Annotated in this window: 16 protein-coding genes, 1 pseudogene and 1 other annotated feature; of the genes and pseudogenes, 6 read left to right on the top strand and 11 right to left on the bottom strand. The window is 52.4% G+C overall.

What is annotated here, in order from left to right; translation table 11 throughout:
* Window positions 1-7: 7 nt before the first annotated feature.
* Complete coding sequence (btuC, locus tag AC07U6_RS00365) at window positions 8-988, bottom strand: vitamin B12 ABC transporter permease BtuC (RefSeq protein ID WP_494762577.1); 981 nt, start codon at window positions 986-988, stop codon at window positions 8-10.
* A 254-nt stretch (window positions 989-1,242) separates the two neighbouring features.
* Between btuC and AC07U6_RS00360 the strand changes: the two genes are divergently transcribed.
* A complete protein-coding gene (locus AC07U6_RS00360) occupies window positions 1,243-2,031 on the top strand; it encodes a DUF6216 family protein (RefSeq protein ID WP_494762576.1) in 789 nt (262 codons plus the stop codon).
* 51 nt (window positions 2,032-2,082) lie between these two features.
* On the opposite strand, the gene ihfA is transcribed toward AC07U6_RS00360, so the two are convergent.
* From ihfA to AC07U6_RS00315, 9 genes and pseudogenes are all read right to left on the bottom strand, one after another.
* Window positions 2,083-2,382: an integration host factor subunit alpha gene (gene ihfA / locus AC07U6_RS00355; RefSeq protein ID WP_017802142.1), complete on the bottom strand. Its 300-nt coding sequence runs from the start codon at window positions 2,380-2,382 to the stop codon at window positions 2,083-2,085.
* A 4-nt stretch (window positions 2,383-2,386) separates the two neighbouring features.
* Window positions 2,387-4,774: a phenylalanine--tRNA ligase subunit beta gene (pheT, locus tag AC07U6_RS00350; RefSeq protein WP_494762575.1), complete on the bottom strand. Its 2,388-nt coding sequence runs from the start codon at window positions 4,772-4,774 to the stop codon at window positions 2,387-2,389.
* Window positions 4,775-4,789: 15 nt separating this feature from the next.
* On the bottom strand, window positions 4,790-5,773 hold the full coding sequence (gene pheS, locus AC07U6_RS00345; protein ID WP_494762574.1) for a phenylalanine--tRNA ligase subunit alpha: 984 nt from the start codon (window positions 5,771-5,773) through the stop codon (window positions 4,790-4,792).
* A 78-nt stretch (window positions 5,774-5,851) separates the two neighbouring features.
* Window positions 5,852-5,976 (bottom strand) — a sequence feature (Phe leader region).
* Window positions 5,927-5,968, bottom strand: a pseudogene (locus AC07U6_RS00340) (hypothetical protein). Its footprint overlaps the feature before it by 42 nt.
* 118 nt (window positions 5,977-6,094) lie before the next feature.
* A complete protein-coding gene (gene rplT / locus AC07U6_RS00335; protein ID WP_494762573.1) occupies window positions 6,095-6,451 on the bottom strand; it encodes a 50S ribosomal protein L20 in 357 nt (118 codons plus the stop codon).
* Window positions 6,452-6,491: 40 nt separating this feature from the next.
* Window positions 6,492-6,689: a 50S ribosomal protein L35 gene (gene rpmI, locus AC07U6_RS00330; protein WP_010275699.1), complete on the bottom strand. Its 198-nt coding sequence runs from the start codon at window positions 6,687-6,689 to the stop codon at window positions 6,492-6,494.
* Window positions 6,690-6,781: 92 nt separating this feature from the next.
* On the bottom strand, window positions 6,782-7,333 hold the full coding sequence (gene infC / locus AC07U6_RS00325) for a translation initiation factor IF-3 (protein WP_072166329.1): 552 nt from the start codon (window positions 7,331-7,333) through the stop codon (window positions 6,782-6,784).
* Window positions 7,334-7,336: 3 nt separating this feature from the next.
* On the bottom strand, window positions 7,337-9,265 hold the full coding sequence (gene thrS / locus AC07U6_RS00320; protein ID WP_494762572.1) for a threonine--tRNA ligase: 1,929 nt from the start codon (window positions 9,263-9,265) through the stop codon (window positions 7,337-7,339).
* A gap of 303 nt (window positions 9,266-9,568) precedes the next feature.
* Complete coding sequence (locus tag AC07U6_RS00315) at window positions 9,569-10,324, bottom strand: DUF481 domain-containing protein (protein ID WP_105594997.1); 756 nt, start codon at window positions 10,322-10,324, stop codon at window positions 9,569-9,571.
* 532 nt (window positions 10,325-10,856) lie between these two features.
* On the opposite strand from AC07U6_RS00315, the gene ghoS reads away from it, so the two are divergent.
* Window positions 10,857-11,147 (top strand): type V toxin-antitoxin system endoribonuclease antitoxin GhoS, encoded by a 291-nt coding sequence (gene ghoS / locus AC07U6_RS00310; RefSeq protein ID WP_494762571.1) that lies wholly within the window; start codon window positions 10,857-10,859, stop codon window positions 11,145-11,147.
* 102 nt (window positions 11,148-11,249) lie between these two features.
* Complete coding sequence (locus tag AC07U6_RS00305) at window positions 11,250-12,143, top strand: fructosamine kinase family protein (RefSeq protein ID WP_494762570.1); 894 nt, start codon at window positions 11,250-11,252, stop codon at window positions 12,141-12,143.
* A 23-nt stretch (window positions 12,144-12,166) separates the two neighbouring features.
* On the opposite strand, the gene AC07U6_RS00300 is transcribed toward AC07U6_RS00305, so the two are convergent.
* On the bottom strand, window positions 12,167-12,706 hold the full coding sequence (locus AC07U6_RS00300) for a YniB family protein (protein WP_494762569.1): 540 nt from the start codon (window positions 12,704-12,706) through the stop codon (window positions 12,167-12,169).
* Window positions 12,707-12,889: 183 nt separating this feature from the next.
* Here AC07U6_RS00300 and hxpB point away from each other — a divergent pair, with 183 nt between their 5' ends.
* From hxpB to AC07U6_RS00285, 3 genes are all read left to right on the top strand, one after another.
* Window positions 12,890-13,561 carry a hexitol phosphatase HxpB gene (gene hxpB, locus AC07U6_RS00295; RefSeq protein WP_494762568.1) on the top strand — a complete coding sequence of 224 codons (672 nt, stop codon included), beginning with the start codon at window positions 12,890-12,892 and terminating at the stop codon, window positions 13,559-13,561.
* A 183-nt stretch (window positions 13,562-13,744) separates the two neighbouring features.
* A complete protein-coding gene (locus AC07U6_RS00290) occupies window positions 13,745-14,335 on the top strand; it encodes a metal-dependent hydrolase (RefSeq protein WP_494762567.1) in 591 nt (196 codons plus the stop codon).
* A 165-nt stretch (window positions 14,336-14,500) separates the two neighbouring features.
* On the top strand, window positions 14,501-15,898 hold the full coding sequence (locus AC07U6_RS00285) for an L-cystine transporter (RefSeq protein ID WP_494762566.1): 1,398 nt from the start codon (window positions 14,501-14,503) through the stop codon (window positions 15,896-15,898).
* Window positions 15,899-16,114: the final 216 nt, after the last annotated feature.

Raw genomic sequence — 16,114 nt, 5'->3', positions numbered from 1 at the left:
TTAGCGACTAGCGGTTGCTCAATAATAACCAGATAAAGATCGGTGCGCCCAACGAGGCAGTCACGACACCAACCGGTAGTTCGGCAGAGTTTAACGCCACACGAGCAATAATATCAGCGGCTAACAGCACACCTGCGCCCGCGAGGGCACAAGCGGGTAAAAGAGTCCGGTGATCGCTGAGGCCGTTCAGGCGCAAAATATGCGGGATCACCAGGCCAATAAAGCCTATCGCTCCGGCCAGCGCGACGCTGACACCCACCAGCCAGCCAATCGCCAGCACCAGTAGATTGCGCCACAGAACCAGCGGCAGCCCCAGCTGAAGGGCCGACGTTTCACCCAGCGCCAGCAGATTCAATACCCTGGAGCAAGTCGCCAGCCAGAGTAACACCGGCAGCAGCGCCAGCATCAGCCAGCGCTCGTTCCAGCCGATACCGCCGAAACCGCCCATCATCCAGTACATTAACTGACGCAGATCGAGACTGTTGCTGAAATAGACCGCCCAGGTCATGATCGCGCTACAGACAATCCCCAGCGCCACTCCGGCCAGCAGCAGGCGGCTGCCTGAAACATGCCTGCGGGCAAAACGCAGCAGCAGCAGCGTGATAAACAGCGCACCGGCAATGGCGCTAACGCTCATCACCCACGGGTCGCCATTGCCTGCGAACACCGCCAGCACCAGCCCGACACCCGCCCCGGCCGATACGCCCAGCAGGCCGGGTTCCGACAGCGGATTATTGAACAGCGCCTGCATCGTCGCGCCCGCTACCGCCAGCGTGGCCCCCACCAGCAATACCGCCAGCGTGCGCGGTAGCCGCAGCTGCCAGACGAACAGATCGGCATCGGCCGTTAGCCAGCGTGTCGGTGGCACCCAGCGATCGCCTGCGCACAGGCTGAGCAACAGCAGGGCCAGGCAAAATATCGCCAGCGCGCTGATCCATATTCTTGACCGCCGTTTTGCACGCGTAATCTGATGGTGTAGCAGAGTCATAAGCGACGTTTTGGAGAGAAAACAGAGAGTTAATTTTAGAGAGAAATGAGAAAAATGGAAGCGTCATCCGGAAAGGACGGTGTGTCATTCAGTATGCCGTCGGCGTTCAACAGCGCAGTGTTCACGCCGGTTGAGAACAGAATTGGCAGCGATAACTCCGGGAATAGATCCCTGTCGATGATTTCCCGGCGCTTTATAAACCGTTTTAGAGATGGTAATTATTGCCATACAGAACAGCAGATTAAGGTGCAGAAATGCAGAATATCACCCCATCACTCAATATGGTCAACGCTGAATTCACCAATGCCCCGTTAGGAACGACGGTTGCGTTAATCACCATCCTGGCCTTGCTTATTAAACCAGCAATGAAAATTGCCAACAGAATTTTCACCTGTAAGAAAGGGCACAGTGAAATTTTGAAAAAAGGTGGCGTCCCGGCATTTATGCTGAACTTCTTTATTATCTCAATTCCATTAAAGAAACTTCCCATGATTGGCAGGCCTGAGAAGGTCATTACTTTTGTCTTTTTTATTATTTTGTTACTGGCGTCCTGGTTTCTGATTCCCGCTCTGGTTCAGACATTAAGAACCCCACCAGATTCAACGCTATTGATCTGGAAAGCATCCGGAAAACCCTTCTACATATCCGCGACGAAAGCGTCGGAAGCGACGACGTTACTGCCTTCGCGGTGGTCTGTCACGGCGGAGGAATGCCGCCGGAACACTTTATCTGCGACAGAAAGTCAGAATTTACTCAGCGCCAGGAACCGGCAGGATTTATGCACCCTGCTGACAACAGCCGAGGGTCAGTCTGGCCTGGAAAAATCGATCGCTAAATTTAACAAGGAAAAGCTCTTCGTCACGTTAATGATTCCGTTTACTTTAGCAGTCATTATGTGGCTTCTTCTGGGTTTTGTATTCACCATTTACTACACTAAAAAAGTCAGAAAATTTATTCTCATTGAACAGAAGAAGGCTATTCACTGTGCTCATGGGGATTTTTCTGCGACGGGTATTTATGCCATATACCGGGAGCTGGAATGAAATGGTACGCATGAAAAAGGCCGCTTGCGCGGCCTTTTTGAATTGCGAATATCAGTCTTCTTTCGGTGAAGCGTTTTCTACCCGGCTCTTCAACTTCTGACCAGGACGGAAAGTCACTACCCGACGGGCCGTAATCGGGATGTCTTCCCCGGTTTTTGGGTTACGTCCCGGACGTTGATTCTTGTCGCGAAGGTCGAAGTTGCCAAATCCTGACAGTTTGACCTGCTCACCGTTCTCCAAAGCACGACGCACTTCTTCAAAAAACAGTTCTACCAGCTCTTTGGCATCCCGTTTGCTAAGCCCAAGCTTCTCAAACAGATATTCAGACATTTCAGCTTTTGTAAGCGCCATAGGTTCAATCCCTCAAGGATGCTTGGAATCGCTCTTTCAGTGCCTCTACACATCTTGCAACGGTAGCGGCAATCTCCTCTTCTTCGAGTGTCCGGCTGGTATCTTGCAAAATCAGGCTGATAGCGAGGCTCTTAAAACCATCATCTACGCCCTTACCACGGTACACGTCAAACAAGTTTACGCCAACTACCTGATTTACGCCAACTTTCTTACACTCTGTGATGATATCTGCTGCAGGGACGTTTTCTGCCACTACAACGGCAATATCACGGCGATTTGCCGGGAAGCGTGAAATGCCGCTGACATCAGGCAGGACGCGGTCTGCGACCTTATCCCACAGCAGTTCGAACACCACCGTACGACCGTTAAGATCCAGTTTTCGCTCAAGTTCCGGGTGTACCACACCGATGAATCCGATGGCTTCGCCGCGTAAATAAATTGCGGCGCTCTGCCCTGGATGCAACGCCGGATTGGCTTCTGCTACAAACTGGATCTCATCGAGCTTGCCGGTTAATTCCAGCAGAGACTCTAAATCACCTTTCAAATCATAGAAGTCAACAGCCTGACGCGCCAGATCCCAATGCTCTTCATTGCGATTGCCGGTGATCACGCCAGCCAGCATAACCTCCTGACGTATACCCAGGTTTGCCTGTGTATCAGGAACAAAGCGCAGACCGCTTTCGAACAGACGAACGCGAGACTGCTGGCGATTCTGGTTATACACCACCGCACCGAGCAGACCGCTCCATAGTGACAGACGCATCGCCGACATTTCTACGGAAATCGGGCTTGGCAGCAGCAGGCTCTCTTCTCCCGGATGCAGCAGCGCCTGAATTTTCGGATCAACGAAGCTGTAGGTAATCGCTTCCTGATAACCTTTATCCACCAGCAGAGATTTGACACGTTTCAGAGACAGATCCGCTTCGCGGTGTTTGGTCATCTCCAGAGATGCCTGGACCGGAACGTGTGGAATATTGTTGTAGCCGTAAATGCGCGCGACTTCTTCAACGAGATCTTCTTCAATCTCCATATCGAAACGCCAGCTTGGTGCCTTCGCCTGCCACTCGCCGTTACCGACGGTGACTTCGCAGCCCAGGCGGGTCAGGAAATCGGTGACATCCGCATCGGAAATGACATGACCAATCAGACGATCCAGCTTCTCGCGGCGCAGGGTAATCGTTGCGCGCTTCGGCAGGTGCTGCTCGCTGGTGACATCGATCAGAGGGCCCGCTTCACCGCCACAGATATCCAGCAGCAGGCGCGTAGCGCGTTCAATCGCTTTATGCTGCAGCGCAGGGTCAACGCCACGCTCGTAGCGATGAGAGGCATCGGTATGCAGGCCGTGACGGCGCGCGCGTCCGGTAATCGACAGCGGGCTGAAGAATGCCGATTCCAGCAGGACGTTCTGCGTTTCATCATTAACGCCTGAGTGCTCGCCACCAAAGATACCGGCCATCGCCAGCGCCTGTTTGGCATCGGCAATGACCAGTGTATCGTTTTTCAGCGTCGCTTCGTTACCGTCCAGCAGCGTCAGCTTTTCGCCCTCTTCCGCCAGGCGCACAATGATTTCGCCGTTGATACGGCCCAGATCGAAGGCATGCATCGGCTGACCCAGCTCCAGCAGCACGAAGTTGGTGATGTCTACGACCGGATCGATTGAGCGAATACCGCAGCGACGCAGCTTCTCTTTCACCCACAGCGGCGTTGCCGCTTTGACGTTAATCCCTTTCACGACGCGGCCCACATAGCGCGGACAGGCTTCCGGCGCGGTAACGCTAATCGGGAGGGTATCGGCCAGCGTTGCCGCTACCGGCGTGATTTCTGGCTCAACCAGCGGCAGCTTGTTCAGCACAGCAACGTCACGCGCTACGCCAATGATACTAAGGCAGTCGGCGCGGTTTGGCGTCACGCTGATCTCGATAGTGCTGTCGTCCAGTTTCAGATACTCGCGGATATCGGTACCAACCGACGCATCCAGCGGCAGCTCGATGATACCCTGGTGATCGTCGGAAATACCCAGCTCGGAGAAGGAGCACAGCATGCCTTCAGACGGCTCGCCGCGCAGTTTGGCAGCCTTGATTTTGAAATCGCCCGGCAGTACGGCACCGACGGTGGCCACGGCTACTTTCAGGCCCTGGCGGCAGTTTGGCGCGCCACAGACGATATCGAGCAGACGATCGCTGCCCACGTTGATTTTGGTTACGCGCAGTTTATCCGCGTTGGGGTGCTGGCCGCATTCCACCACTTCACCCACGACCACACCGTTGAACGCACCGGCAACAGCATCTACGCCGTCAACTTCCAGACCGGCCATGGTGATTTGATCGGACAGGGCTTCACCGTCAATGGCCGGATTGACCCATTCACGTAACCAGAGTTCACTGAATTTCATTGGTTTTACCCGCCCTTATTTAAACTGTTTGAGGAAACGTAAATCATTTTCGAAGAAGGCGCGCAGATCGGTAACGCCGTAGCGCAGCATGGTCAGTCGCTCCATGCCCATGCCGAAGGCGAAGCCGGAATAGACTTCCGGATCGATACCAACATTACGCAGTACGTTCGGATGCACCATACCGCAGCCCAGCACTTCCAGCCATTTGCCGTTTTTACCCATCACATCCACTTCCGCGGACGGTTCGGTAAACGGGAAATAGGACGGACGGAAACGCACCTGCAGGTCGGCTTCGAAGAAGTTGTTCAGGAAATCGTGCAGTGTGCCTTTCAGATTGCTGAAGCTGATGTTTTTATCAACGATCAGCCCTTCCATCTGATGGAACATCGGGGTGTGAGTCTGATCGTAGTCGTTACGATAAACACGGCCCGGGACGATAACGCGAATCGGCGGCTGCTGCGTTTCCATGGTGCGGATCTGCACGCCGGAAGTTTGAGTACGCAGCAGACGTTTGGCATCAAACCAGAACGTATCGTGATCGGCACGCGCCGGGTGGTGGCCAGGAATATTCAGCGCATCAAAGTTATGATAGTCATCTTCGATTTCAGGCCCGGTTTCCACCGAGAAGCCCAGCTCGCCGAAGAAAGTTTCAATACGATCGATGGTACGGGTAACCGGATGCAGACCGCCGTTTTCAATACGACGCCCCGGCAGGGATACATCGATGGTTTCCTGAGCCAGACGGGCGTTCATCTCCGCAGATTCCAGCACATTCTTTTGCGCATTGAGCGCATCCTGCACCTGCTGTTTAGCTTCATTGATTACCGCACCGGCTGCCGGACGATCTTCCGCTGGCAGTTCACGCAGGGTAGTCATCTGCAGGGTAAGAAGCCCTTTTTTCCCCAGGTATTCGACGCGTACGTTATCTAACGCGGCGACATCCTGAGCATCATTGATGGCGGCTTTCGCTTGCGCCACCAGGTCTGCGAGATGTGACATGCTTTCCTCTTCTTCCAGCCACCGTGGCCGGTCTGTTTTTAGTCTTTACGATAACATCGTTACGTATTTAGCACCGAAACGAAAAAAGCCTCCACGAGGGAGGCTTTTAGCGCGATTTTTCGTTTCTTTTCTTTGCGCAAAAGCCCCCGAGAATCAGGTGCTAAAGTAAAAAAAGAAACGAAAATTAGCGTTCATGCTTAATGTTACCTGGTTGCTTGCGGAAACCGTTCTATTGAAATGCCCGGATGCAGAAAAGTCAATCTTTTGCTTAGGTTACAGGCAATAAAAAAGGGGAGACAGGCTCCCCTCTTCAAATCTGGCTTACGCCAGAGCTGCTTTCGCTTTTTCTACCAGAGCAGAGAATACTGCTTTGTCGAATACGGCGATGTCAGCCAGGATCTTACGGTCGATCTCAATAGAAGCCTTTCTCAGGCCATTGATGAAGCGGCTGTAAGAAATACCGTTAGTGCGGGCTGCTGCGTTGATACGCGCAATCCACAGCTGACGGAACTGACGCTTACGCTGACGGCGGTCGCGGTAAGCATACTGACCAGCTTTGATAACGGCCTGGAAGGCAACGCGGTAAACACGTGAACGTGCTCCGTAGTAACCTTTAGCTTGTTTTAAGATTTTCTTGTGACGTGCGCGAGCAACTACACCACGTTTTACACGAGCCATTTAGCTCTCCTGTTAATATTCTGAAAGTTTAAAAAAATACTTATGCGTACGGCAGGCAGGCAATAACCAGACCCAGATCGCCTTTAGACACCAGACCTTTCGGACGCAGGTGACGTTTACGCTTAGTAGATTTTTTAGTCAGAATATGACGCAGGTTAGCGTGTTTACGCTTGAAGCCGCCAGAAGCGGTCTTCTTGAAGCGCTTGGCCGCGCCACGTACAGTTTTAATCTTTGGCATTTAAAAAATATCCACTTCGCATTGTTAATAAAATGAACCAGACAGGCGAATCACACCGCACGCCGAAGCGCACGGCAGGATTACTTTAGGGCCTACTGTTTCTTCTTGGGAGCGAGCACCATAATCATCTGGCGACCTTCGATCTTCGTAGGGAAGGATTCGACAATTGCCAGATCGATATCTTCACACAAATCTTTACGGACGCGGTTAAGCACTTCCATACCGATCTGCTGGTGCGCCATTTCACGACCACGGAACCGCAGCGTGATTTTGGCTTTATCGCCATCTTCCAGAAAGCGAATCAGGTTGCGTAGTTTTACCTGATAGTCGCCATCATCGGTACCAGGACGGAATTTAATTTCCTTAACCTGGATAACTTTTTGCTTTTTCTTCTGTTCCTTAGAAGATTTGCTTTTTTCATAAAGGAACTTGCCGTAATCCATGATACGGCAAACGGGCGGCTCGGCGTTAGGGCTGATCTCTACAAGATCAACGCCTGCTTCTTCAGCTTTTTCTAAAGCTTCATTCAGACTGACAATACCAATCTGTTCGCCATCGACGCCTGTCAGACGAACCTCAGTGGCGCGAATTTCTCTGTTAATGCGATTAGGACGCGCCGGTTGAACTCGTTTTCCGCCTTTAATACTTTATTCCTCCAATTGATGAAGATTGCGACTGCGAATTTCATTCTGCAGCTTCGCTATCACTTCGTTTACGTCCATGCTTCCCAGGTCTTTACCGCGGCGGGTGCGAACGGCCACTTTGCCAGATTCCACCTCTTTATCACCACAGACCAACATATACGGGACACGACGTAAAGTATGTTCGCGAATTTTAAAGCCAATCTTCTCGTTTCTCAAGTCCGCTTTTGCACGAATGCCCGCATTTTGCAATTTTCGAGTCAATTCTGCAACATATTCGGACTGGCCATCGGTAATATTCATTACCACAACTTGTACCGGAGCAAGCCAGGTCGGGAAGAAGCCAGCATATTCTTCGGTTAAAATCCCGATAAAGCGCTCCATGGACCCCAGGATTGCACGGTGAATCATTACCGGCACCTGACGTTCATTACTTTCACCCACATAAGAGGCATTCAGACGGCCCGGCAGGGAGAAGTCGAGCTGAACTGTGCCACACTGCCATGCACGGTCGAGGCAGTCATGCAGGGTAAATTCAATTTTAGGACCGTAGAAAGCACCTTCGCCCTGCTGATATTCGAACGGAATGTCGTTCTCTTTCAGCGCGTCGGCCAGGTCTTTCTCGGAGCGATCCCACAGGTCATCGCTACCGATACGTTTCTCTGGACGCGTGGAGAGCTTAACCACGATCTTTTCAAAGCCAAAGGTGCTGTACATGTCGTACACCATCTTGATGCAGCTGTTCACCTCATCACGCACCTGCTCTTCTGTACAGAAGATATGGGCATCGTCCTGAGTAAAGCCACGCACACGCATCAGGCCGTGCAGCGCACCTGACGGCTCGTTACGGTGACAGCTACCAAATTCAGCCATACGTAGCGGCAGGTCGCGATACGATTTCAGCCCCTGGTTAAAGATCTGCACGTGACCCGGACAGTTCATTGGCTTAATGCAATATTCACGGTTCTCAGAAGAGGTGGTGAACATGGCTTCTTTGTAGTTTTCCCAGTGGCCGGTTTTTTCCCACAGCACCCGGTCCATCATAAACGGACCTTTCACTTCCTGGTACTCATACTCTTTCAGCTTGGTACGCACAAACACTTCCAGCTCGCGGAAGATAGTCCAGCCGTCGTTGTGCCAGAACACCATGCCCGGCGCCTCTTCCTGCATATGATACAGGTCAAGCTGCTTACCAATCTTACGGTGATCGCGTTTAGCCGCTTCTTCCAGACGCAGCAGATACGCCGCCAGCTGTTTCTTGTCGGCCCAGGCAGTGCCGTAAATACGCTGCAGCATTTTATTGTTGCTGTCGCCGCGCCAGTAGGCACCGGAAATTTTCTGCAGCTTGAAATGATGACAGAAACGCATATTCGGTACGTGCGGACCACGGCACATATCGACATATTCTTCGTGATGATACAGGCCAGGACGATCGTTATGGCTGATATTCTCATCAAGAATGGTCATTTTGTAGGTTTCACCACGTGCAGCAAAGGCGTCACGCGCTTCCTGCCAGCTGACCTTCTTCTTGACGACGTCGTAATTGGTTTCGGCCAGCTGATGCATGCGCTTTTCCAGCTGCTCGATATCTTCCTGCGTCAGGGTACGATCGAGGTCAACGTCGTAGTAGAAGCCGTTGTCGATCACCGGACCGATAGCCATTTTCGTATCAGGCCACAGTTGCTTAATCGCATGACCTAACAGGTGAGCGCAGGAGTGGCGAATAATTTCCAGACCGGCTTCGTCTTTGGCGGTGATGATAGCCACGTTGGCATCTTCGGTGATCGGATCAACCGCATCCACCAGTTCACCATTTACCCGTCCGGCAATGCAGGCTTTCGCCAGGCCAGGACCGATATCCAGGGCAATATCCATCACGCTTACCGCGTGGTCAAACGAACGCTTACTTCCATCAGGAAGAGTAATAACTGGCATGTAACATCCTTAATTGCAGTGGTAACCCATACGCAAGGCTACATACAAACATTGGTTTTACTTTATAAACCAAACCCTTAGTACTTAAAACCCGCTCACATTTGCCGGTTTGGTACACGGTTTGGTACACAGACTCAAAAGCGGCTCAAAATCAGAGAAACCTTTGAAGGTGTAGCATCTTACACATCATGGCGGGTAATTGCACGGTGCGGGATTAAATTACAGTGGGAGGCGTCAGCTGCGCCGACTGAACTGAAAAAATCTAACAAACAAAAACGGGCCGAATCATCGGCCCGAAAAGCATTACATTGCGTAGGAGAGTAATACCGACGTTTTAGTGTCGGTTCTTTCCGGCGCGGACTCTGGCGGATTCTGGTTCCAGGTCACGTTGTAAGCCAGCTTGAGTGCAAAGTGATCGTTGATTGCAACCTGCAGGCCGGTTTCGGAGTTGACGGTGGTATCGTCGCTACCCAGAACGGACACGCCCTGGATGAATTTCGTGCTGTCAGTCAGCTGCCACTGGTAGCTGAATGCCCCATAGGCCAGTGCCTGAGTTTCATGACCACCTTCATGAAAATCGTCATAACGTACACCAGGACCGGCTTCCACACGCAGGGAATGCACCGGACCATTCAGCAGCTGGCGACCATAACCCGCTGCCAGAATGGAGCGACCGTCGTAGCCGTTAAAACGGTCACTGAGCCAGCTCGCCTGACCGAACAGGTAATCAGCACTGTTCATGTTATAACGAGTACGTCCACCCACCTGATAAGTCTCGGAAGAGCGTTCATCGTTGGATGAGGTATTGCTCGCATTTCCCCACAGGCTGTAGGCAGTGCTTGGCTGGTACCAGGTCATATTGGTATTGGCCGTTGCAGATGAACTTTTGGTATTGCCGCTCTGAGCCAGGTAGCCCGCGGCGGCGTTGCCTTCAAATGGTTTCTTCGCAGTGCTCGGGTCATCCATAACCGTAAATACGTTGTTATCAGCCAGGGCTTGTTGACACAGTGCTCCCCCGGAGAGCAGCAGAACGACAGACAGTTTACTCAGCGCTTTCATTTAATGTGACCCGTACGGCAGTTTTGAAAAGATTAAGTCTGAAGCCTTTTGAAGGACGATCAACGCAATTTACGGTAATAAACGTAACAATTTGTTAAATCACTCTTTTTCACAAGCATCATGACGAAATTACTCTACTAATGAGAACAATCTCATTAACGGCGCGCATTATAGAGGGTATTTGGCGGGAAAACATCAGCCTGTAAATAAGAAATATCTCTAGCCGGTGCGAAAATAGCATCAGGAAAACGTAGCAATGTAACAAAACGTAAATATTCAGAAGCATTACCTCATGCCCTCTTCCACAGACGTTTGCAAAGCGTGATCGAACCTCAGAGCGGTAGATAAACCACACTCGGTATCTGGCAAAGTTTGGGAAAAAAATGGGCATCACGTGCGACCTGATTCTATACCGCTACCAATAAACTGGTGGGAGTGTTAATAAAATTCATGAGCACACCATGACCAGATCACCCATTCAGACCCGGCCATGTCCTATGATGTAATGAGTTTTCTGACAAAGAGGTACGCCATGAGTTCTTCCGTAACCCAATATGTAGTGACCTTCCGCTATCACGAAACCGGGCTCGCTAATCTGCTTGAACTTAACAGCACTATGGCAAATGCCGGTTTTTCAACCACCCATAACGATTCCAACGGGCACCCACACGAACTGGGCACCAACAATTTCGGCATCGTCAGTGCCCTGTCTGGCGAAGAACTCAGGGAGCAGGCGCAAAGTATTGGCGAACTGGTTCTGGGAAAACAACCGGAGGTCGAAGTCCAGACTTTGGAATCATTTAATAAGCAGGATCAAAGCTAAGTTTTTGTAAAAATGTACAATTAACGTGCATTTACGCGCAGACTGGTTATCCTTTAAGCAATACGGTAACCCTGTTCACGGCTTACAAAAGAGGAGCTTCCTATGTGGTCAGCCATCAGTCATTTGTTGAATGAACAGCTTGGTCCCGGAGAAATCACCCACCGTACTGAGTTACCGGGCGGGGATGTCCATCCAGCCTGGCTTCTGCACTACGGCACGCAGCAGGTGTTCGTCAAGTGCAATCAGCGAGAGATGCTGGATTTGTTCACCTGGGAAGCCGATCAGCTCCAGCTGCTGGCTCGCAGCGAAACCGTGCGCGTTCCGAAGGTCTACGGCGTCGGCAGCGTGCGCGAGGCCAGCTTCCTTCTGCTGGAATACACTCAACCCTGTCCGTTAAATGCCTCTACAGCGCGCACCCTCGGTGAACAGCTCGCGCGTCTTCATCAGTGGAGCGAACAGCCGCAGTTTGGCCTTGATTTCGATAACAATATCACCACCTCACCTCAGCCAAACAGCTGGCTTCGCCGCTGGTCGCTGTTCTTTGCGGAACAGCGCATCGGTTGGCAGCTGCAGCTGGCGGCTGAAAAAGGCATCCAGTATGGCGATATCGATTTAATTACCCGCTGTGCGCAGAGCATCCTGGCGTCGCATCACCCCCAGCCGTCCCTGCTCCACGGTGATTTATGGCCGGCTAACTGTGCAGGCAGCAGCAGCGGGCCGTGGATCTTCGATCCCGCCTGCTACTGGGGAGACCGGGAGTGCGACCTGGCAATGCTGGCCTGGTACCCCGATCTTCCCGCAGAGATCCTGCAGGGCTATCAGTCAATATGGCCGCTACCAGAGGGATATATTCAACGGCAGCCGGTTTATCAACTTTACTATCTGCTTAACAGAGCGAATGTCTTTGGCGGCAGCTGGCTGAGTGAGGCACAGCGCGCAGTCGTTGCGTTGCTGGACGAAGATGAATCGGGTAAGAAGCGCGCGCACCTGGCCTGAATACCAGCCTGCGCGCGCAGCGGTCAAATAATAAAACCGAGTAGCTTAAGTATAAAATACCCGGCCACGGCAACAATCAGCGGCAAAATGTAGAGTGGGAAAAACTGCAGGAAAATGGTGTGCCGTGGCACCACAATTTTCTCTTCCAGCTGCTGGCGGCTCAGGCCTTCCTCCCCTCTTGCCTGCTCCAGAATCATACGATCTTCAATCCCTTCGCGCAGATGTCGCGACTGTCGCCACATACGCGCGCCGGAAGCCTGCAGTGCCAGTCCGAAAAAAATCAGAATATAAATCACCCAGAACAGTACATTGCTGCCGCCGTTAAAAATCGGCACCGGCGAATTGGTCCAGAAACTGTGTAAAAAACCGGTATTAAAGCGGATCATATCGATCATCACATGGGTAAAATCCTGCATTACCGCATTGATGCCGTCACGCTGCTCCTGGCTTTTTTCCAGAAAACCAAGCATTGAAATCAGCGTGGATAGCAGTGCCGGAATAAAGATAATCCAGCCTGCGATACGCTTTAGGATAGCAATCTGGCCAGCCCGTTGATAAGTCATGCTTTCTCCCGTCCATATGATATTTCGCCGACAGTCTACCTGTACTGAAAGAAAAGTGCCTGTTAAATGCTGCACGAGGCGCGGGATTATGCCCGGTTCCATGGTGAGTTTCGGCCTGTAGTGATTTTTGGTCGATGCCGTGTTCATGTTAAAATGACATAAACCGTTTAATGGAGCCACAAAATGTCCTATCACCGCCCCGTCGTTGCCGCCATTTTTGATATGGATGGCCTGCTGATCGACTCTGAACCACTCTGGGAACAGGCAGAGCTGGATATTTTCAGTACGCTTGACATCGATTTGAGCCGCCGCGAGGAGCTGCCCGACACGCTGGGCCTGCGCATCGATCAGGTAGTACGTATGTGGTATGAAACGCTGCCGTGGAGCGGCCCGACGCAGCAGGAGGTCACAAAACGTGTAATCGACCGTGCACTCGATCTGGTGGAAGAAACCCGCCCGTTGCTGCCCGGTGTGGAACACGCGCTGCAACTCTGCCAGCGTTCAGGGTTAAAAATTGCTCTGGCCTCCGCCTCTCCGCTGTTTATGCTTGAGCGGGTGCTGGAGATGTTCAACATCCGCAGTTACTTTGAAATCCTTGCCTCTGCAGAAGCCCTTCCCTACAGCAAACCACACCCGCAGGTTTACCTTGATGCGGCAGCCCGTCTGGGCGTTGATCCGCTTAACTGCGTTACGCTCGAAGACTCCTTCAACGGTATGGTCGCCACTAAAGCCGCACGCATGCGTTCAATTGTCGTTCCCGATGCAGAGTACGCAGCAGATCCGCGCTGGGCGCTGGCGGACGTTAAACTTGCTTCGTTAACCGAGCTGACCGGCCAGCATTTACTCGGTCGCTGAAAGGCACACTCATTCACTTCGATTGCCCGGATAGCTGACGGAGCGGCGCTGTCAGCATCTTCGTTGCCTGAATGTTAATCCGGGCTAAAAATATTTATCTTTCGTTACAGCGTCACATATTTATTCTACTGTATATATTCCCTATACTGGATGCATTGACAGCTATGTAGCCAGGTATTCCCCATGACGGCCGAAGGCCATCTCATTTTTGCCATTGCCAGCGCAATTTTTGCCAAGCGCGCCGAACTGACACCGGTTCTGGCCAGCGCGGACTGGTGGCACATTATTCCTGCCGCTCTGCTGACCTGCCTGCTTCCCGATATCGATCATCCAAAGTCGCTGCTCGGTCAGCGGCTTAAATGGCTGTCACAGCCCATTGCCCGCGCGTTTGGCCATCGGGGGTTTACCCACAGCCTGCTGGCCGTGGCCGGTGGCGTAGCGCTGTTACAGATGAAACTCCCCGCGGGCTGGATTATTCCCGCAGATGCATTTCAGGGCATGGTACTGGGCTATCTCAGCCATATTGTTGCCGATATGCTCACGCCCGCGGGTGTACCGCTGCTCTGGCCGTGCCGCTGGCGCTTTCGGCTACCGCTGCTCAATAGCCAGAAAGGCAACCAGCTGGAACGCACGTTATGCCTGGCGCTGGTCGGCTATGCGATGTTTTTCCCACCCGGCATGCAGCATTTTGGTGCGGTCGGATGGACCAGTTCCGTGATAAATACCGTACAAAACAGCATCAGCAGAATAATTAATGCGCAACCCGAGCAATAAATAAGTCAATTACACCGAAAAGTTATAAATAATTCCTTTTGGATATAAACCTGCACCATTCCAAACTGTTACCATTTCGCCACTGACCTACTTTCTGCGCGGCAGAAATTAACTGTCGCCTGCTACGGCGGCGCCACCGCGCCGTCACTTTTGGAGAATGTCCTAATGAATTTCCCCCTCATTATTAACCTGGTGGCCTTCGTCGCCCTGTTACTGCTGCTGGCAAAAACCGGCCGCCGCGGCTGGAGCCTGTCGAAAAAGGTCCTGGCTGGCCTGGTAGTTGGCGTGCTGTTTGGCCTGGCGCTGCACACTATCTATGGCGAAAACAGCGATGTGATTAAACAATCCGTTAGCTGGTTCAATCTTGTCGGTAACGGTTACGTCCAGCTGCTGCAGATGATTATTATGCCGTTGGTTTTCGCTTCAATCCTCAGCGCCGTCGCCCGTCTGCACAACGCCTCATCGCTGGGAAAAATTAGCGTACTGACCATTGGCGTACTGCTGTTTACTACCGCGATTTCAGCGGCAGTTGGCGTGCTGGTGACCTGGCTGTTCGGGCTGAACGCCAGCGGTCTGGTGCAGGGCGTGCAGGAAACCGCGCGCCTTACGGCAATTCAGAACAACTATATTGGAAAAGTTGCCGATCTGAGCGCCCCGCAGCTGCTGCTTTCCTTTATTCCTAAAAACCCGTTTGCGGATCTGACCGGTGCGAATCCAACGTCGATTATCAGCGTGGTAATTTTTGCGGCCTTCCTCGGGGTAGCGGCACTGCAGTTACTGAAGGATGATGCAGAGAAAGGTCAGCGCGTGCTGAAAGCCATTGATACCCTCCAGTCCTGGGTGATGAAGCTGGTACGTTTGATTATGAAACTGACGCCTTACGGCGTAATGGCGTTGATGACCAAAGTAGTGGCAACCTCCAACGTCGCTGACATTATCAAGCTGGGCAGCTTTGTACTGGCTTCGTACCTTGGTCTGGCAATTATGTTTGCCGTGCACGCCCTGCTGCTGTCGGTAAACGGCGTGAACCCGCTACGCTTCTTCCGCAAAGTATGGCCGGTGATTACCTTTGCCTTTACCAGCCGTTCCAGCGCGGCAGCAATCCCCCTGAGCGTGGAAGCACAGACCCGTCGCCTTGGCGTGCCGGAATCTATCGCCAGCTTCGCGGCGTCATTCGGTGCTACCATTGGTCAAAACGGCTGTGCCGGTCTCTACCCGGCGATGCTGGCGGTGATGGTTGCGCCAACGATTGGCATTAACCCCTTCGATCCGGTATGGATCGCCACTCTGGTCGGTATCGTCACGCTGAGTTCGGCGGGCGTTGCAGGCGTGGGCGGTGGTGCAACGTTCGCCGCGCTGATCGTACTGCCTGCCATGGGCCTGCCGGTCACGCTGGTTGCCCTGCTAATCTCCATTGAACCGCTGATTGATATGGGCCGCACCGCGCTTAACGTCAACGGTTCAATGACTGCCGGTACGTTGACCAGTCAGTGGCTTAAGCAGACCGACAAGAAGATTCTGAACACCCATGCGGAAAATGGCGCAGAACTCGCCCACCGCTAATAGTTAGCTCTGGTTTTTCCCCGATGCCCTGATGGGCATCGGGTTCAGCAGTTATATTGCCGGTATTATGTTCCCCCACCAATTCAACTTCCGCCCCTTTTACGAACGCGTGAATTCCATCTTCAGCACTCCTTTTCCTCCGTAACCTTGCCCTCTGCTCCCCAAAAAATTCGCTGACCTTGTCCACATTGCCTCCCGATCGTGGCCCTCAGGTAA

The sequence above is a fragment of the Erwinia sp. GW821-FHT03D09 genome, assembly GCF_059420805.1.
The sequence above is the reverse complement of the archived record's forward strand: the minus strand, read 5'-3'. Positions and strand labels throughout refer to the sequence as shown.